Origin of the sequence: Hydrogenophaga sp. ZJX-1 (assembly GCF_048590325.1) — a bacterium.
Classification (GTDB): Bacteria; Pseudomonadota; Gammaproteobacteria; order Burkholderiales; family Burkholderiaceae_C; genus Hydrogenophaga.
The window spans coordinates 651437-668817 of sequence record NZ_JBMBRA010000003.1 but is presented as its reverse complement, the minus strand read 5'-3'; the positions used below and the strand labels follow the sequence as shown (position 1 = coordinate 668817).

The window sequence follows — 17381 nt, the reverse complement described above, 5'->3', positions numbered from 1 at the left end:
AATGGGTCAGCGACTTACATTCAGTGGCAAGCTTAACCGAGTAGGGAAGGCGTAGGGAAACCGAGTCCGAATAGGGCGATTCAGTCGCTGGGTGTAGACCCGAAACCAAGTGATCTATCCATGGCCAGGATGAAGGTGCCGTAACAGGTACTGGAGGTCCGAACCGACTAATGTTGCAAAATTAGCGGATGAGCTGTGGATAGGGGTGAAAGGCTAAACAAACTTGGAAATAGCTGGTTCTCTCCGAAAACTATTTAGGTAGTGCCTCAAGTATTACCGTCGGGGGTAGAGCACTGTTTTGGCTAGGGGGTCATGGCGACTTACCAAACCAAGGCAAACTCCGAATACCGACGAGTACAGCTTGGGAGACAGAGCACCGGGTGCTAACGTCCGGACTCAAGAGGGAAACAACCCAGACCGCCAGCTAAGGTCCCTAAAATTGGCTAAGTGGGAAACGAAGTGGGAAGGCTAAAACAGTCAGGATGTTGGCTTAGAAGCAGCCATCATTTAAAGAAAGCGTAATAGCTCACTGATCGAGTCGTCCTGCGCGGAAGATGTAACGGGGCTAAGCCAGTTACCGAAGCTGCGGATTTGCAATTTATTGCAAGTGGTAGGAGAGCGTTCTGTAAGCCTGTGAAGGTGTCTTGTAAAGGATGCTGGAGGTATCAGAAGTGCGAATGCTGACATGAGTAGCGTTAAAGGGGGTGAAAAGCCCCCTCGCCGTAAGCGCAAGGTTTCCTACGCAACGTTCATCGGCGTAGGGTGAGTCGGCCCCTAAGGTGAGGCAGAGATGCGTAACTGATGGGAAACAGGTCAATATTCCTGTACCGATTACAAGTGCGATGTGGGGACGGATCTTAATAGGTTATCCGGCGGTTGGATGTGCCGGTTTAGACAGATGTAGGCGACACGTAGGCAAATCCGCGTGTCATATACCGAGGCTGTTGATCGAGCGAGCTTGCTCGCGAAGTAACTGAACGAGGTCCCAGGAAAAGCCACTAAGCTTCAGCTTGTAATTGACCGTACCGCAAACCGACACTGGTGCGCGAGATGAGTATTCTAAGGCGCTTGAGAGAACTCTGGAGAAGGAACTCGGCAAATTGACACCGTAACTTCGGAAGAAGGTGTGCCCTTGTAGTGTGATGAGAACATCTGAGCACGAACGGGTTGCAAAAAATTGGTGGCTGCGACTGTTTATTAAAAACACAGCACTCTGCAAACACGAAAGTGGACGTATAGGGTGTGACGCCTGCCCGGTGCTGGAAGATTAATTGATGGGGTGCAAGCTCTTGATCGAAGTCCCAGTAAACGGCGGCCGTAACTATAACGGTCCTAAGGTAGCGAAATTCCTTGTCGGGTAAGTTCCGACCTGCACGAATGGCGTAACGATGGCCACACTGTCTCCTCCAGAGACTCAGCGAAGTTGAAATGTTTGTGATGATGCAATCTCCCCGCGGAAAGACGGAAAGACCCCATGAACCTTTACTGTAGCTTTGTATTGAATTTTGAACAGATCTGTGTAGGATAGGTGGGAGGCTTTGAAGCAGGGTCGCTAGATCTTGTGGAGCCAACGTTGAAATACCACCCTGGTGTGTTTGAGGTTCTAACCTAGGTCCCTTATCGGGATCGGGGACAGTGCATGGTAGGCAGTTTGACTGGGGCGGTCTCCTCCCAAAGTGTAACGGAGGAGTTCGAAGGTACGCTAGGTACGGTCGGACATCGTGCTAATAGTGCAATGGCATAAGCGTGCTTAACTGCGAGACTGACAAGTCGAGCAGATGCGAAAGCAGGACATAGTGATCCGGTGGTTCTGTATGGAAGGGCCATCGCTCAACGGATAAAAGGTACTCTGGGGATAACAGGCTGATACCGCCCAAGAGTTCATATCGACGGCGGTGTTTGGCACCTCGATGTCGGCTCATCTCATCCTGGGGCTGTAGCCGGTCCCAAGGGTATGGCTGTTCGCCATTTAAAGAGGTACGTGAGCTGGGTTTAAAACGTCGTGAGACAGTTTGGTCCCTATCTTCCGTGGGCGCTGCAGATTTGAGGAAGCCTGCTCCTAGTACGAGAGGACCGGAGTGGACGCACCTCTGGTGTACCGGTTGTCACGCCAGTGGCATTGCCGGGTAGCTAAGTGCGGAAGAGATAACCGCTGAAAGCATCTAAGCGGGAAACTCGTTCCAAGATGAGATCTGCCGGGGCCTTGAGCCCCCTAAAGAGTCGTTCAAGACCAGGACGTTGATAGGTCAGGTGTGGAAGCGCAGTAATGCGTTAAGCTAACTGATACTAATTGCTCGTGAGGCTTGACCCTATAACTTTGACGATAATCGTCCAAGTGCAAATGTTATTGTTATGCCCCGTGGACAACTCACGTTGTTCCACATCGTTGGCAGCAATCAAAATCAGCTGATTCGAAACTCTATGAATTCGTCCCTGTTGTGCAACAGCACAGCAAGGACAACCCGTTATGCCTGACGACCATAGCAAGTTGGTACCACTCCTTCCCATCCCGAACAGGACAGTGAAACGACTTTGCGCCGATGATAGTGCGGATTCCCGTGTGAAAGTAGGTCATCGTCAGGCTCTTACTCCCCCTAACCCCCTCGTACTTCCCGTACTTGGGGGTTTCGGCTTTTCTGGGCCCGTTGGCGAACACGCGGGATGTCAATCAAGTGTTGATCACCAGATTGCCGTCCAGCCGCAGTGCGTTGCTGCTTTCCAATTCCGTGAGCAAGCGATCCAGCCATTCCTTTTGTTGTTGATCGCTGTCGGGCGGCATCGTGTTGCTCAGATATGGCGTATTTCTGGCCCACGTGAGCAAATCGTTGCGCGCTATTGTTCGCCATTCCAGCAATCGGAACTTGATCAAAACCTTGACCGCGTGTCGATGGTGCTTTTCCGGCGCCTGGGTGAATTGAGCTAAGCGGCTTCGGGCTCTTGTGAGCGCGGGCCCGACATCCTGGAACACGCTGCCATGGCCCGGAATCACGGTCTGCGGTTTCAGGTTTTCGATCAAGTCCAGTGTTTCTCCCACTTCCTCAAACGCGGCCTTTCCTTCCAGTTCCGGGAAGACGACACCAAATCCGTTTTGCCACAAGGCATCGGCGGAGATGAGAATTCGATGATCGGGCTGGAAAAGGATGATCGAATGCGGGTCATGCCCTTTCGCTCCGTGTATTTGCCAGGCCCAGGAGCCCAACTGCAGTTCCTGACCCGGGAGCAGCAAGCCCTGGTGTCGAAAGGGAGGGCATTGTTGGCCGGTGGGCGTGTAGGTCAGCGCGACGGGGTCCCAATTGGCGACGCTATCAGCCTGTCCCGGTGGAATCAAGGTGGTGAGCCGGGGATACCGCACCTGTAACGCGGCGTTGCCCCCGCAATGGTCGCTGTGGAGGTGGGTGTTGAGCAAAACATCCAGCGGCGTCTCAGCAAGCTCGCCAGTCACCAGAGCCAGTGTCTGACTGGCATGACTGCCATAGCCGGAATCGACAAGTGCCGTGGGACCCTCGCCTCGAATCAGGGTGTTGTTGGCGGAGAGCCAACCCCGTTCGAAAACGGTGGCGCCAACCGCCTTCAGGGTGTCCGCGACAGAAGGCGCTTCCATCATGGGTGTGTTTTGCCTGAGAGGTCCGTCAGACCGGCGCACGCAGCGCGCGCCGCAGGATCTTGCCGACGTTGGTCTTGGGGAGTTCGTCGCGGAATTCGATGTACTTGGGCCGTTTGTAGCCGGTGAGGTTGTCGTGGCAGTACCGGGCCACGTCTTCCTCACGCAATATCGGATCGCTGCGCACCACGAACACCTTGATGGCTTCGCCTTGCTTCGCGTCTTCCACGCCAATGGCTGCACATTCCAGCACGCCGGGGCACATGGCGATGACGTTCTCCAGTTCGTTGGGAAAGACGTTGAAGCCGGAAACCAAGATCATGTCTTTCTTGCGGTCCACGATCCTGGTGTAACCCCGTTCGTCCATGATGCCGACATCGCCGGTGCGCATGTACCCATCTGCCGTGAACGCCTGAGTCGTCTCTTCGGGCTGGTTGTAGTAGCCCGTCATGACGTTGGGTCCTTGGATGCAGATTTCGCCGGGGGTGCCCAGCGGAAGGCTGTTGCCCTCGTCGTCCTTGATGGCGATGGCGATGCCGGGCAAGGGTAGCCCGATCGTGCCTGTGAAGTCGCGGTTGATCACCGGGTTGTTGGTGCCAATGGCACAGGTTTCGCTCATGCCCCAACCCTCAATCATCGGGCAGCCGGTGACCTTGAGCCATTGCTTGGCGGTTGATTCTGAAGCGGCCATGCCGCCCGCCTGCGCCAGCGCCAGGCTGGAAAAATCGAGCTGGCGGAACTGCGGGTTCTGCAGCAGGGCGTTGAACAGGGTGTTGACCGCCGGCAGCAGGTGAAACGGGCGGCGTTTCAGTGTTTCAACCAGTTTGGGTACGTCCCTGGGGTTGGGAACCAGGGTCATGTGTGCTCCCCAGCGGATGGTCAGCAGACTGAGCGTGAGCGCGAAGATGTGGTACAGCGGGAGTGCCGCGATGGCGTTGACCACGCGGATATCGCCAACGCGCGCAAGCGCGGGCTGGAACCAGGCCTCGGCTTGCAAGACAGCAGCGATGATGTTGCGGTGGGTGAGTACCGCGCCTTTGGAGAGCCCGGTGGTCCCGCCGGTGTATTGAAGGAAGGCGATGTCATCGGCCTGGGCCAGACTGGGTTTGAGTGTCTGGCTGGCGCCTTCAGCCAGCGCCTGGCGGAAGCTGGTGATGGTGCGCGGTCCCAGTACGCCGGTCACTGGCAGTTTGTAAGCGGGGACCAGCTTCGCCAGATGTCGGACAGCGAAACTGATCCAGCGGCCGTACCAGAAGCCGAGCAGGTCGCCCAGGCTGGCGACCACCACGTGGCGCAATTGCGTGACGTCGATGACTTCTTCGAGTGTGTGGGCAAAGTTCTCCAGAATGATGATGGCCTCGGCGCCGGAGTCCTTGAGCTGGTGTTCCAGCTCGCGTGCTGTGTACAGGGGATTGACATTGACCACCGTGTAGCCCGCGCGCACCACGGCAGCCATGGCCACCAGAAACTGCGGCACATTGGGCAACATGATCGCCACACGCGCACCCGGCGCGAGTCCCTTGGCCTGCAGCCACGCCCCCAGCGCCGCACTGTGCTGATCGAGCTCGCCGTAGCTCATCCAGCGCTCCATGCACACGGACACGGGTTGTCGCGCGTTCTTTCGAAGCGACTCTTCCAGCAGGGTGGCCAGTGAGCGGTATTGCTCGGGTTGAACGTCGTGTGCAACGCCGGCAGGGTAGTGGGACAGCCAGGGACGGTTCATGTTCATGACGGGTGTTGTTCTGGGTGCATTCTGGCGGGCAGAATCCCGTTGGCACACAGGGCCAGCCCTAGGACCGTGTCACCCAAAGCACAGAGGGCGCTGAAACAACTCAGGCCCGCGCCAACTCGTCGGCGAGCGCCCGTTGGCAGCTGTCTGGCGCAGCTTCAAACAGGGTATCGATCCATGCGTGTTCGCGCTCGTTGATGGTCGCCAGGAACGCCTGGGCGTCGCCCAGGGAGGCAAAAGCCGAAAACCCGCTCTCCAGAAACTGTTGCAAAGACGACAGGCCGGCCGCCTGCGCGGGCTTTCGCATGAGTTTGAGCGCGATGGACAGGGACCGCATCCGGGTCAGTCGCTGCAGTTCGCGGCCCATGTGTTTCACCACCGAGAGTTGCCGGTCGCGCAGCGGGCGTTCACCGGTGAGGCGCCAGCTGCGCACATAGCGCTCGGCTTCGCTGCAAGAACTGTCTTGCGCCAACCAGTGCGTGGCCAGTTGGTGGTCCAGCGTTTCGGTGAGCGCGTGGGTCTCAGCCAGATCCACCGCGAGCTCCGCCACGGCGTCCGGGAACATGCGTTCGATGGCCCCTGCGATGCGTCCGAACTGCGCATCACGCTCGGTGAAGTCGTGCTCACCGTAGAGCTCATCGAGGAAGAAGCGGGTGGCTTCCGCGTAGCGAGGCTGCACAAGAAAGTCGGCGTAGGTGGCGCGAAAGCGCCTCGCCTGCAGCTGCTTGACCTGGTGCACGGCACTGGCCAAGCCAGCGTCCAGGGCCTGCTCACGCAGATGGGCCACACGCTGCAGATGCATGCGGATCTGTTCTGCGGCACTGGTCACGGCGTTCATTAAAAACCAGTCTACCGCTGCAACAGACCGTTCCGCTAGGGCGTGCGCTCTACCAGCGTGCAGGCAACATCCGGCCATGGCGTGCGATAGTTCAACGATGTTCGATAGACAAGTTGCCGATTCCAACGGGCGGGTCGCGGTCCACCACGCATCCGGACTCGCACGCCTGCAGCAAGGACTCATGCTCGGGTCGTTGGCGCTGGCCGCTGGCTGGAGTCTGTGGGCCTGGAGCTGGTCAGGCCCCGCTGCGTTGCTCGGTGTGCTGGTGCTGTTGGGGGGCTATGCCGTGGTGCTGGCACTGGAGTTCGTGGTGGTCGGGGTGGTCAACCGCACGGACCCGACACCCCGTGCCCATGCCGGAACCTTGCTGCGCGCCTGGTGGCAAGAGGTGCGGGTGGCCCCTCGGGTGTTTTCCTGGCGGCAGCCTTTTCGCTGGCGCTGTCTGCCGGATGAAGACGTGCCGCCGGCACCGGGTCGCACAGCGGTGGTGTTCGTGCACGGCTTCGTGTGCAACCGCGGCTTCTGGCTGCCCTGGATGCACGAACTGCGGCAGCGCGGCGAGCCCTACACCTCGGTGAATCTGGAACCGGTGTTCGGTTCGATAGACACGTATGGTCCTTTGATCGACGACGCCGTGCGGCGCGCGCACGCGCTCACCGGCCAGCCGCCGATGCTGGTGTGTCACAGCATGGGTGGCCTGGCGGCGCGCGCCTGGCTGGACGCGGTGCCCGGTGCGGACCAGCGGGTGAGCCGGATCGTGACCATCGGCTCGCCGCACCACGGGACCTGGCTGGCCCGGTTCAGCCGCGTGGACAACGGTCGCCAGATGCGGATCGGAGGGGACTGGTTGCGCTCACTCCAGGCGCGTGAGGCCGCGAAAGCGCCGAACAAACGGTACGGCCGCTTTGTCTGCTGGTATTCCAACGCGGACAACATCGTGTTCCCCGCCGCCACGGCGACACTGCCGGGCGCCGACAACCGCCATGTGCCTGGCGTGTCGCACGTCGCCATGGCGTTTCACCCCCAGGTGATGCGCGAGACGCTGGCCTTGTTGCCCAGGGCCTAACTCGCAGCCGCCCGAGCGCTGGCACGAAGATCCGACGCGTCCGCTGGCGGACGAGGGACCTCCACGCCTGGCCGGCGGTTATTCGACCTTGGTTCCGGTCGCCAGCACCCCACGCCGCATCTGGTCGAGCTCCATGGTCTCGAACAACGCCTTGAAGTTGCCCTCGCCAAAGCCCTCGTTGCCTTTGCGCTGGATGAATTCGAAAAAGATCGGACCGAGCTGGTTCTCGCTGAAGATCTGCAGCAGCAGTTCGCCGGGTTTGCCGTCCACGAGGATGTTGCGCTGCCGGAGTTCTGCGACGTTTTCGCCGTGGCCGGGAATGCGTTTGTCGAGCAGTTCGTAATAGGTGTCGCTGGTGTTGAGCAGCTTCACCCCGGCGAGCTCCAGCGCGTCGACCGTGTCGTACAGGTGGGTCGAGCCCATGGCGATGTGCTGGATGCCCTCGCCGTGGTAACGGTCCAGGTATTCTTGGATCTGGCCGGCCTTCTCGTTCCCTTCTTCATTGATCGGGATGCGGATCTTGCCGCAGGGGCTGGTCATGGCCTTGCTCTTCACGCCCGTGGCCTGGCCCTCGATGTCGAAATAGCGCACTTCTCGGAAGTTGAACAGGCGCTCGTAGAACCCGGCCCACTCGTCCATGCGGCCGCGGTGCACGTTGTGCGTCAGGTGGTCGATGTAGGTCAGGCCGTGGCCCACTGGGTTCAGCTCGGCGCCTGGCAGCGGCTCGAAATCCACATCGAAGAAGCCGATGTTGCCGATATCGCCCGGCTGCGCGCCGTTCTTGCCGCGCCAGCGGTCGATGAAATAGATGATGGAGTCGCCAATGCCCTTGATGGCCGGAATGTTGAGTTCGCCCGGTGCCGCGGTGTTCGCGTAGCCCCAGGCCCCCAGCGAAAGGGCACGCTCGTAGGCGGCCTTGGCATCGCGCACGCGGAAGGCGATGGCGCACACGCTGGGGCCGTGCAGGCGGGCGAAGCGCTGGGCGAAGCTGTCGGGCTCGGCGTTGATGATGAAGTTGATCTCGCCCTGGCGGTACAGCGTCACGGCCTTGTGGCGGTGTTTGGCGATCGGCTTGAAACCCATGCGCTCGAACAGCGCGCCCATGGCGGCCGGATCGGGCGCGGCGTATTCGATGAACTCGAAGCCGTCGGTGCCCATGGGGTTCTCCCAAGTGGCAGCGGCAGAGGTGACGGCGGTGGGCAGGCTGGCGTTCATGGTGGTCTCCTTGTGGTGTGTGGAAAGCGAAGCGCCACTGTATCGGCGCAGCGTGTCACGATTCCAGCGTTTTGGGGCGTTCCGTTTGTCCTTTTTGCAGCATTCCTGCAAAATGAACCGTATGCAAGCACTGGACAAGCTCGATCGACACATTTTGCGCAGCCTGCAGGCCGATGGCCGGGCCACCTACGACCAGATCGCCGAGGTGGTGGGGCTGTCGCCCAGCGCCGTGCTCAGGCGGGTGAAGCGGCTGGAAGAGGTGGGCGTGATTGACCGCTATGTGGCGCTGGTCAAGCCCGAGGCCGTGGGACTGGGTCTGACGGCCTACGTCAACGTGCGGCTGGAGAAGCACGCGGAGAGCGCCAAGCGCAACCCCATGGACCAGTTCCGGGCCAGCGTGCAGGGCTGGCCCGAGGTGGTGGAATGCGCCGCACTCACGGGCGAAATGGACTTCCAGCTGCGGCTGGTGGTGGCCGACATGGCGGCCTACTCGCGCTTCATGATGGACACCTTGCTCAAGCACCCCAGCGTGCAAGACTGCAAGACCAGCTTTGTGATGGACCGGGTGAAAAGCACCACCGCTTTGCCCGTGTGATGCGCCGCTTTTTGGGGTGTTTTGCTGCATCGCAACAAAATCAGCTGACGAGCGGTCGAAATGCCGCCCGCCCGTCGGGTTTTTCCCGCTTTAGAGACCCTCAACCTTGTCGATATAGGGATAACCCTTATATTTCAGGCCATGGTCGATCCCCTCTCCTGGTTCAAGTCGTCCGCGTTCCGCGGTGCGGTGGCGCCGCGCCCGCTTGACGATGTGGCGCCGGGTGAGCTGCGCAAGACCGGCTCTTCCACCTCGATGGCCGTACCCATCCGGTCCATGGGGCCCGGGCATCTGGAGCGCATCACCGCCCACCTGCTGGCGCTGGAGCCGCACGACCGATACCTGCGCTTCGGCTATTCGGCCAATGACGAGCAGATCCAGCGCTACGTGGCGAGCCTGAACTTTGCGCGCGACGAACTGTTCGGCATCTTCAACCGCAAGCTCGAACTCATCGCCATGGCGCACCTGGCGTATTCGGTGGATCCGCAGTGCACCAGCTGCGCCGAGTTCGGTGTCTCCGTGTCCCGCCAGGCCCGAGGCCGCGGCTACGGCAGCCGTCTCTTCGAACGGGCCGTCATGCACGCGCGCAATGAGGGTGTGAGCCAGCTGTTCATTCACGCGCTGTCTGAAAACACCGCCATGCTGCGCATTGCCCGCAAGGCCGGCGCCGCGATCGTGCGCGACGGCTCCGAAAGTGAAGCCCACCTGCACCTGCCACCGGCCGATTTCGACTCGCGCGTGACCGAACTGGTCAACGAGCAGATGGCCCTGACCAACTACCACCTCAAGGTACAGGCGCGGCAGTTCTGGGATGGGCTGGCCCTGCTGATGGAAATCCGCCAGGGCGTGCGCGAATCGCGCGAACGCGTGCGCGGCTGACCGGGCCAAGCTGACCCGGCTGTCCCGTGCAGGCCGGGCGGGCGCTCCGGGACGGTGTCTATCTGGATGCCGTCATGGGCTTGCGGTATCCTTCGAACTCCTTCCACCAACCCCTTCCTTCAGTGGCCGACATCCCCCCCAGTCCCGGGCCGCAGCGCAGCCTGCGGCATGAAGACAAACGTGGTTTCCTGCAAAAGCTCGCGGAGTTCATCCACCCCGGGCCGGATTCCAAGGACGAGTTGATCGAAACCCTGGCCGAGGCCGAGGACAACGACATCATCAACGCCGAATCGCGCGTCATGCTCGAAGGCGTGATCCGCATCGCCGACATGTCGGCCGGCGACGTGATGGTGGCGGCCCCGCGCATGGACGTGCTCAACATCGATGCACCCTACGACGAGTTGCTGCACCTGGTCATCGACACCGCGCACTCGCGTTTCCCCGTGTACGAGGGCGAGACCGAAAACATCATCGGCATCCTGCTCGCCAAAGACCTGCTCAAGCTGCAGCGCGCGCCCGAACTCAACATCCGTGCCCTGCTGCGCCCCGCCACCTTCGTGCCCGAGAGCAAGGGTCTGAACGACCTGCTGCGCGAATTCCGTGGCAACCGCAACCACCTGGCCATCGTGATCGACGAGTTCGGCCGTGTGGCGGGCCTCATCACCATTGAGGACGTTCTGGAAGAAATCGTGGGCGAGATCGAAGACGAGTTCGACGTGGTCGAAGACGACGGCGACATCTTCGCGCTGGCCGACAGCACCTGGCGCGTCAGCGGCGACACCTCCATCGAGCGCATCAACGAGTCCTTCGGCCTCAAGCTGGCGGTGGACGATTTCGACACCATCGGCGGTCTCATCGCGCACACCATGGGCCACGTGCCCAAGCGCGGCGAGCAGCATGAGATCGATGGCCTGCGCTTTGTGGTGTTGCACACCAAAGGCGGCGCGGTCAAATGGTTCAAGGTGATGCCGACACCTTTGGTCGATTGAGCCCGACCAGAGGTCGCGCCCACATGTCACCGGACCGCCATGCGCAGCCTGTTCGGTAACCTGCACACGCCGTCGAGTTTCTCCCCCCTCAGTGGTCAGCCACCGGGACGCCCTGCCCGTGGCAGCGGCCTGTTCTGGCTGGTGATCTGTGTGTTGGCCGGCTGGCTGCAGGCGGCTGCCCTGGCCTGGCCCGTGCGCGGCTGGAGCCCGCCGGGCCTGTTGCCCGGCGAGCCCAGTGGCTGGCTGCAGATCGGATCGCTGGCGTTGCTGGTGCTGGCCCTGCTGCGTGTGCACCAGGCGCGCCAGGGCGTCTGGCGCGCCTGGGTGTTTGCCACGGCCTGGCTGACCTCGACCTTCTGGTGGCTGTTTGTTTCCATGCACACCTACGGCGGCTTGCCGGCCTGGCTGGCGGCGCTGGCCGTGGTGCTGCTGGCGGGTCTGCTGGCGCTCTATTACGCGCTGGCTGCGGGCCTGATGTGCGCGCTGGCACCGCGCTCGCGCATCCGGCAGGCCGGGATGTTCGCGGCGCTCTGGACCCTGGCCGAGCTCGCGCGCGGTCGCTGGCTGACCGGCTTCCCCTGGGGCGCTGGCGGCTACGCCCAGGTTGACCTGATGGCGGCCTGGGCGCCGTGGGTGGGGGTGTACGGCATGGGCGCGATCGCCGCGCTGCTGGCCTATGCGCTTGCCGCGGGGTTGTCGGCGATGGGGACCTGGGTGTTCAGCGCCATGGTTCCCCCGACGCGCCGACCCGGTGCCCCCGATCACGTGCGCAGGTACCACCAGCGAGGCAGCGCGCTGATGGCGGTTCGGGCGGTCGCTGGCGCGCTGTTGCTGGGTGCGCTGTTCGCAAGCGTGCTGTGGGGTGAGGCGTGGCGCGATCATGGGCAGCGCGACACCACCGCCCACGGCGAACTCCGGGTGTGGCTGCTGCAGGGCAACATCGCCCAGGATGAAAAATTCGAGCCCGGCACCGGTGTCGCCCAGGCCTTGCGCTGGTACCCGGAGCAGATCGCCGCGGCGGCGCGCGTCGACACGCTGCATGGGCCGCAGCTCGTGGTGGCGCCCGAGACCGCGTTGCCGATGTTGCCCGACCAACTGGGTGATGTGTTCTGGCAACCGCTGCTGCAAGGGCTGTCGCGACCGGGTGCCTCGCTGGGCGTGCTGCTGGGCCTGCCGCTGGGCAGCTACGAGCAGGGGTACACCAATTCGGCCTGGGGCATTGAGCCGGTCACCGCCGCGGCAGTGCAGCCCGCCGGGTTTTTCCGCTACGACAAACACCATTTGGTGCCTTTCGGCGAATTCATTCCACCCCTGTTTCGCTGGTTCACCGATCTGATGCGCATCCCGCTGGGTGACTTCAACCGGGGCGCGCTGGTGCAGCCCGCCTGGTCCTGGGCCGGGCAGCGCATCGCGCCGAACATCTGTTACGAAGACCTGTTTGGCGAAGAGCTGGCCGCGTCGTTCAAGAATCCTGAAACGGCCCCCACCGTGCTGGTGAACCTGAGCAACATCGCCTGGTTTGGCGACTCGGTGGCGATCGACCAGCACCTGCAGATCTCGCGCCTGCGTGCCCTGGAGCTGGGCCGCCCCATGCTTCGCGCCACCAACACCGGTGCGACCGCGGTCATCAACCACCGCGGTGAAGTCACGCACCAGTTGCCGCGCCTGACCCGGGGCCGGCTGGAGGCCGTCGTCGAAGGGCGCAGCGGCAGCACGCCCTTTGCCCGCTGGGCCGGGCGCTGGGGTCTTTGGCCGGTCTGGGTGGCGTGCCTGACCGTGGTCGCGCTGCTGGCCAGCCGCCGACCCCGGCGCCGCCGCGCGCGCGGCGCCTGAACGCCCCCACGGCCAAAGGCTGGCGCCCCGTAAAATCCACCTTCTGCGCAGTGCGCCCGTCCGGGCGGCTGCCTCTCGCTCCCAGAACACTTCTGGTCCGGACTTCGCACCGGCCCCTTCCCGCATGTTGACCTTCCAGCAAATCATTCTGAAACTGCAGTCCTATTGGGACGCCCAGGGCTGCGCGCTGCTGCAGCCCTACGACATGGAGGTCGGCGCCGGCACCAGCCACACCGCCACCTTCCTGCGCGCGCTCGGCCCCGAGCCCTGGAAGGCCGCCTACGTGCAGCCCAGCCGCCGCCCGAAAGACGGTCGCTACGGCGAGAACCCCAACCGCCTGCAGCACTACTACCAGTACCAGGTGGTCTTGAAGCCCGCACCCAGCAACATCCTGGAGCTCTACCTGGGCTCGCTCGAAGCGCTGGGCTTCGACCTGAAGAAGAACGACATCCGCTTCGTCGAAGACGACTGGGAAAACCCCACGCTCGGCGCCTGGGGCCTGGGCTGGGAGGTCTGGCTCAACGGCATGGAAGTCACGCAGTTCACCTACTTCCAGCAGGTGGGCGGCATCGACTGCAAACCCATCACCGGCGAGATCACCTACGGCCTGGAGCGCCTGGCCATGTACCTGCAGGGCGTGGACAACGTCTACGACCTGGTGTGGACGAACCGTGCCGATGGCTCCAGTCTGAGCTATGGCGACGTCTACCTGCAGAACGAAAAGGAACAGTCGGCCTACAACTTCGAGCACTCGGACGCCGACTTCCTCTTCACCGCCTTCAGCGCCCATGAGAAGCAGGCCAAACATCTGATGGAGCAGCAACTCGCGCTGCCCGCCTACGAGCAGGTCCTGAAGTGCGCGCACAGTTTCAACCTCCTGGACGCGCGCGGCGCCATTTCCGTGACCGAGCGTGCCGCCTACATCGGCCGCATCCGCGACCTCGCGCGCAAGGTCGCCCGTGCCTACCTCGACAGCCGCGCCCGCCTGGGCTTCCCCATGGCGCCCAAGACCTGGAGCGACGAAGTGCTGGCCGAGCTGGCCAAAGCCGAACAGAAGAAGGCCGCGTGAGCCGGAGAGCACAAGAATGACAACCAAGAACCTCCTCGTCGAACTGTTTGTGGAAGAGTTGCCGCCCAAGGCGCTCAAGAAGCTGGGCGATGCCTTCGCCGGCGTGCTGTTTGAACAACTCAGGGCCCAGGGTCTGACGGTGGCCGAATCGGTCGTGACGCCTTTCGCCTCGCCGCGTCGCCTGGCGGCGCATGTGACCGCCGTGGCCGAGCGCGCCGCCGACAAGGCCGTGTCGCAAAAGCTCATGCCGGTGAGCGTGGGCCTGGACGCCAGCGGCCAGCCCACGCCCGCGCTGCTCAAGCGCCTGGGGGCGCTGGGCGCCGACGCCTCGGCCGTGGCCGGCTTGAAGCGCGCACCCGACGGCAAGGCCGAAGCGCTGTTCTACGACAGCGTGGTGCCCGGCGTGGACCTGGCCGTGGGCCTGCAGAAGGCGCTGGACGAAGCGATTGCCAAGCTGCCGATCCCCAAGGTGATGAGCTACCAGCTCGAAACCGATTGCGAACTGCCCGGCTGGAGCAGCGTGCATTTCGTGCGCCCGGCGCACGGTCTGGTGGCGCTGCACGGCAGCAGTGTGGTGCCGGTGAAGGCGCTGGGGCTTGCGTCGGGCAACAGCACCCAGGGCCACCGCTTCGAAGCAGCCAAGTCGCCCGTGCTGCTGGCCGATGCCGACAGCTACGCGCAGACCCTGCTGACCGACGGCTCGGTGATCGCCAGTTTCAACGACCGCCGCTTCGCCATCGTTCAGCAGCTGGCCCAAGCGGCCGAGCGCCTGGGCCCGGGCTACGAGGTGCTGATGGACGAGGCCCTGCTGGACGAGGTGACCGCGCTGGTCGAGCGGCCCAACGTGCTGACCTGCGGCTTCGACGAGCAGTTCCTCGAAGTGCCGCAGGAGTGCCTGATCCTCACGATGAAGGCCAACCAGAAGTACTTCCCGCTGGTCGACACCCACGGCAAGCTGACCAACAAGTTTCTTGTCGTCAGCAACATCAGCCCGGACGACGCCAGCGCCGTGATCGGCGGCAACGAGCGCGTGGTGCGCCCGCGACTGGCCGACGCCAAGTTTTTCTTCGACCAGGACCGCAAGAAGACGCTGGAAAGCCGCGTGCCGGCCCTGTCCAAGGTGGTCTACCACAACAAGCTGGGCACACAGGGCGAACGCATGGAGCGCGTCTGCGCCATTGCCGAGACCATAGGCCTGCAGCTGGGCGGCCCCGAGCTGGCGGCGCGATCGCTGTTGGCCGCGCGCCTGGCCAAGACCGACCTCGTGACCGACATGGTGGGCGAGTTCCCCGAGTTGCAGGGCATCATGGGCGGCTATTACGCGCGCCACGATGGCCTGAGCGAAGACATCGCCTTTGCGATCGAAGACCACTACAAGCCGCGCTTTGCTGGCGACGAACTGCCACGCACGATGACCGGTGTGGTTGTGGCACTGGCCGACAAGCTGGAAACGCTGGTGGGCATGTTCGGTATCGGCAACCTGCCGACCGGCGACAAGGACCCGTTTGCGCTGCGTCGGCATGCGCTGGGCGTGATCCGGATGTTGGTGGAGAAGGACTTGCCGCTGGAGTTGACCGCACTGCTGGCTGCCGCCGCGCCCGCATTTGGCGAAAAGATCACCGACGCCACAGGCGCACTGACCGACTTCATCTACGACCGCCTGGCCGGCGGCCTGCGCGAGCAGGGCGCCAGTGCGCAGGAAGTCGACGCCGTTCTGGCCCTGCGCCCGCAGCGCCTGGCCGACGTGACCCAGCGCCTGCAGGCCGTGCGCGCCTTCGCGGCGCTGCCCGCCGCAGCGGCGCTGGCGGCCGCCAACAAGCGCATCGGCAACATCCTCAAGAAGTCCGAAGGCGAGGGCGCCGCGGTACAGGAATCCCGCCTGGTCGAAGCGGCCGAAAAGGATCTGTTCACGGCCATGCAGAAGACCGTACCGGCGGCCGACGCCGAGTTTTCCAATGGCGACTACACCGCTTCGCTGATGACGCTGGCCGCGCTGCGCGCGCCGGTCGATGCCTTTTTCGACGGCGTGATGGTCAATGCCGAAGACCCGGCGCTCAAGGCCAACCGCCTGGGCCTGCTGAAGCATCTGCACGAAGCCATGAACCGCGTGGCCGACCTGTCCCGTCTGGCCGCGTGAGCCCTACACCCTCATCACGGAGCCGGTCATGAAACTGCTGATCCTCGACCGCGACGGCACGCTCAACCGCAGCCGCGATGACTACGTCGCCTCGCCCGACGAATGGGAGGCCCTGCCCGGTGCGCTCGAAGCCGTGGCGCGGCTCAACCAGGGCGGCTGGCGCGTGGTGCTGGCGACCAACCAGAGCGGCATCGGCCGGGGCCTGTTTGACATGGCCTCATTGAACGCGATCCACGCCAAGATGCACCGCCAGCTGGCCGCCGCCGGGGCCCGCGTGGAGGCGGTGTTTTTCTGCCCGCATGCGCCCGAGGATGCTTGCCATTGCCGCAAGCCTGCGCCGGGTCTTTTTGAGCAGATTGGCGTGCGTTTCGGTGTGCCGCTGATGGACGTTCCCGTGGCGGGCAATGCGCTGCGCCATGTGCAGGCCGGCAGCGCCGCTGGCTGCTCCCCGCATCTGCTGCTCACCGGCAAATCCGAGCACCTGCGCGGGCGTGCCGGGCCGGGCGCAGAGGCCGATCTGGCCCTGCTGCTCCCCCATCTGCCGTCGGGCACCCGGCTGCACGATGACCTGCCCGCCTTTGCCGAATGGCTGCTGGCGCAGGAAGTGGCTTCAACCTGAACCTCCCTCTCCATGATCGTCGTCAACTTCCTGCGTGCCGTTCTGCATCTCCTGTTCATGGTGGTGACCGTGATTCCGTGGGCGCTGGCGGTGGTGATCGCCGCGCCGTTCATGAAGCCCGACCGGATCTACTGGATGTGCGCGCGCTGGCTCAAGCTGGCGGTGGACGGTGGCACGGTGATCCTGGGCATCCGCAACCGGGTGATCGGTTTCGAAAACCTGCCGGTGGGCAGCACGGCGCCCGCGGTGCTGCTGGTCAAGCACCAGTCGCTCTGGGAAACCTTCAGCATGGCCGCGCTGATGCCGCACCCGTTGGCCTTTGTCTTCAAGAAAGAGCTGCTGAAGGTGCCGTTTTTTGGCTGGGCCATGGCGCGCATGGACATGATCCACATCGACCGCGCCGACGGTGCGCGCGCCTTTGCCAAGGTGGTGCAGCAAGGGCAGCGGTTGCTGGACCAGGGCACCTGGGTCATCATGTTTCCCGAGGGCACACGGATTCCCCGCGGCGAGAAGGGCACGTACAAGAGCGGGGGCACCCGCCTCGCGATCCGCACCGGTGCGCCGGTGATTCCGGTCGCCGTGACCTCGGCCAAATGCTGGCCGCGCAAGGCCTTCATCAAGAAGCCCGGCGTGGTGGAGTTTTCGATCGGCAAGCCGATCCCCAGCGCGGGCCGTCAGCCGGACGAGCTGATGCGTGAGGTGGAGGACTGGATCGAGACCGAGATGCGGCGCCTCGATCCCACGGCTTACAAATGATCACCCCTGCGCCGCGCTTTCAGCACGTCACCCCCTCAAGGGGGCGATGCGAGTG

Annotated in this window: 13 protein-coding genes and 2 rRNA genes (1 of these 15 cut by a window edge); 11 read left to right on the top strand and 4 right to left on the bottom strand. The window is 63.2% G+C overall.

Annotated elements, in window-relative coordinates:
* Both ACN5W5_RS12005 and rrf read left to right on the top strand, forming a co-directional pair.
* Positions 1 to 2311: ribosomal RNA gene (locus ACN5W5_RS12005) — 23S ribosomal RNA — on the top strand (it extends 568 nt beyond the left edge of the window).
* A gap of 159 nt (positions 2312 to 2470) precedes the next feature.
* Positions 2471 to 2583: ribosomal RNA gene (rrf, locus tag ACN5W5_RS12000) — 5S ribosomal RNA — on the top strand.
* Between the two features lie 85 nt (positions 2584 to 2668).
* Here rrf and ACN5W5_RS11995 read toward each other — a convergent pair.
* The 3 genes from ACN5W5_RS11995 to ACN5W5_RS11985 form a co-directional block, all read right to left on the bottom strand.
* Positions 2669 to 3601, bottom strand: coding sequence for an MBL fold metallo-hydrolase (locus tag ACN5W5_RS11995; RefSeq protein WP_420048745.1), 933 nt, complete (start codon positions 3599 to 3601; stop codon positions 2669 to 2671).
* Between the two features lie 28 nt (positions 3602 to 3629).
* Positions 3630 to 5324 carry an AMP-binding protein gene (locus ACN5W5_RS11990; protein WP_420048744.1) on the bottom strand — a complete coding sequence of 565 codons (1695 nt, stop codon included), beginning with the start codon at positions 5322 to 5324 and terminating at the stop codon, positions 3630 to 3632.
* Positions 5325 to 5433: 109 nt separating this feature from the next.
* Positions 5434 to 6168, bottom strand: coding sequence for an FFLEELY motif protein (locus ACN5W5_RS11985; RefSeq protein WP_420048727.1), 735 nt, complete (start codon positions 6166 to 6168; stop codon positions 5434 to 5436).
* Positions 6169 to 6265: 97 nt separating this feature from the next.
* Between ACN5W5_RS11985 and ACN5W5_RS11980 the strand changes: the two genes are divergently transcribed.
* Positions 6266 to 7234 (top strand): esterase/lipase family protein, encoded by a 969-nt coding sequence (locus ACN5W5_RS11980; RefSeq protein WP_420048726.1) that lies wholly within the window; start codon positions 6266 to 6268, stop codon positions 7232 to 7234.
* A 78-nt stretch (positions 7235 to 7312) separates the two neighbouring features.
* On the opposite strand, the gene hppD is transcribed toward ACN5W5_RS11980, so the two are convergent.
* Positions 7313 to 8449, bottom strand: coding sequence for a 4-hydroxyphenylpyruvate dioxygenase (hppD, locus tag ACN5W5_RS11975; protein WP_420048725.1), 1137 nt, complete (start codon positions 8447 to 8449; stop codon positions 7313 to 7315).
* A gap of 121 nt (positions 8450 to 8570) precedes the next feature.
* Here hppD and ACN5W5_RS11970 point away from each other — a divergent pair, with 121 nt between their 5' ends.
* From ACN5W5_RS11970 to ACN5W5_RS11935, 8 genes are all read left to right on the top strand, one after another.
* A complete protein-coding gene (locus ACN5W5_RS11970) occupies positions 8571 to 9044 on the top strand; it encodes an Lrp/AsnC family transcriptional regulator (protein WP_177132400.1) in 474 nt (157 codons plus the stop codon).
* A 141-nt stretch (positions 9045 to 9185) separates the two neighbouring features.
* Positions 9186 to 9923, top strand: coding sequence for a GNAT family N-acetyltransferase (locus ACN5W5_RS11965; protein ID WP_420048724.1), 738 nt, complete (start codon positions 9186 to 9188; stop codon positions 9921 to 9923).
* A 122-nt stretch (positions 9924 to 10045) separates the two neighbouring features.
* On the top strand, positions 10046 to 10912 hold the full coding sequence (locus ACN5W5_RS11960; protein WP_226464832.1) for an HlyC/CorC family transporter: 867 nt from the start codon (positions 10046 to 10048) through the stop codon (positions 10910 to 10912).
* Positions 10913 to 10951: 39 nt separating this feature from the next.
* The gene (lnt, locus tag ACN5W5_RS11955; RefSeq protein ID WP_420048723.1) at positions 10952 to 12745 is read left to right on the top strand and encodes an apolipoprotein N-acyltransferase; all 1794 of its coding nucleotides are present in this window, start codon (positions 10952 to 10954) and stop codon (positions 12743 to 12745) included.
* Between the two features lie 124 nt (positions 12746 to 12869).
* Positions 12870 to 13814 carry a glycine--tRNA ligase subunit alpha gene (glyQ, locus tag ACN5W5_RS11950; RefSeq protein WP_420048722.1) on the top strand — a complete coding sequence of 315 codons (945 nt, stop codon included), beginning with the start codon at positions 12870 to 12872 and terminating at the stop codon, positions 13812 to 13814.
* Between the two features lie 16 nt (positions 13815 to 13830).
* The gene (glyS, locus tag ACN5W5_RS11945) at positions 13831 to 15951 is read left to right on the top strand and encodes a glycine--tRNA ligase subunit beta (RefSeq protein WP_420048721.1); all 2121 of its coding nucleotides are present in this window, start codon (positions 13831 to 13833) and stop codon (positions 15949 to 15951) included.
* A gap of 28 nt (positions 15952 to 15979) precedes the next feature.
* Positions 15980 to 16570: a D-glycero-beta-D-manno-heptose 1,7-bisphosphate 7-phosphatase gene (gmhB, locus tag ACN5W5_RS11940; RefSeq protein ID WP_420048720.1), complete on the top strand. Its 591-nt coding sequence runs from the start codon at positions 15980 to 15982 to the stop codon at positions 16568 to 16570.
* 12 nt (positions 16571 to 16582) lie between these two features.
* On the top strand, positions 16583 to 17326 hold the full coding sequence (locus ACN5W5_RS11935; RefSeq protein ID WP_420048719.1) for a lysophospholipid acyltransferase family protein: 744 nt from the start codon (positions 16583 to 16585) through the stop codon (positions 17324 to 17326).
* Positions 17327 to 17381: the final 55 nt, after the last annotated feature.

Coding starts and splice junctions, on each gene's coding strand:
- ACN5W5_RS11990 (WP_420048744.1), bottom strand. CDS start 5,324: ATGAACCGTCCCTGGCTGTCCCACTACCCTGCCGGCGTTGCACACGAC.
- ACN5W5_RS11995 (WP_420048745.1), bottom strand. CDS start 3,601: ATGGAAGCGCCTTCTGTCGCGGACACCCTGAAGGCGGTTGGCGCCACC.
- glyQ (WP_420048722.1), top strand. CDS start 12,870: ATGTTGACCTTCCAGCAAATCATTCTGAAACTGCAGTCCTATTGGGAC.
- lnt (WP_420048723.1), top strand. CDS start 10,952: ATGCGCAGCCTGTTCGGTAACCTGCACACGCCGTCGAGTTTCTCCCCC.
- ACN5W5_RS11980 (WP_420048726.1), top strand. CDS start 6,266: ATGTTCGATAGACAAGTTGCCGATTCCAACGGGCGGGTCGCGGTCCAC.
- ACN5W5_RS11935 (WP_420048719.1), top strand. CDS start 16,583: ATGATCGTCGTCAACTTCCTGCGTGCCGTTCTGCATCTCCTGTTCATG.
- glyS (WP_420048721.1), top strand. CDS start 13,831: ATGACAACCAAGAACCTCCTCGTCGAACTGTTTGTGGAAGAGTTGCCG.
- ACN5W5_RS11965 (WP_420048724.1), top strand. CDS start 9,186: ATGGTCGATCCCCTCTCCTGGTTCAAGTCGTCCGCGTTCCGCGGTGCG.
- ACN5W5_RS11970 (WP_177132400.1), top strand. CDS start 8,571: ATGCAAGCACTGGACAAGCTCGATCGACACATTTTGCGCAGCCTGCAG.
- gmhB (WP_420048720.1), top strand. CDS start 15,980: ATGAAACTGCTGATCCTCGACCGCGACGGCACGCTCAACCGCAGCCGC.
- hppD (WP_420048725.1), bottom strand. CDS start 8,449: ATGAACGCCAGCCTGCCCACCGCCGTCACCTCTGCCGCTGCCACTTGG.
- ACN5W5_RS11985 (WP_420048727.1), bottom strand. CDS start 6,168: ATGAACGCCGTGACCAGTGCCGCAGAACAGATCCGCATGCATCTGCAG.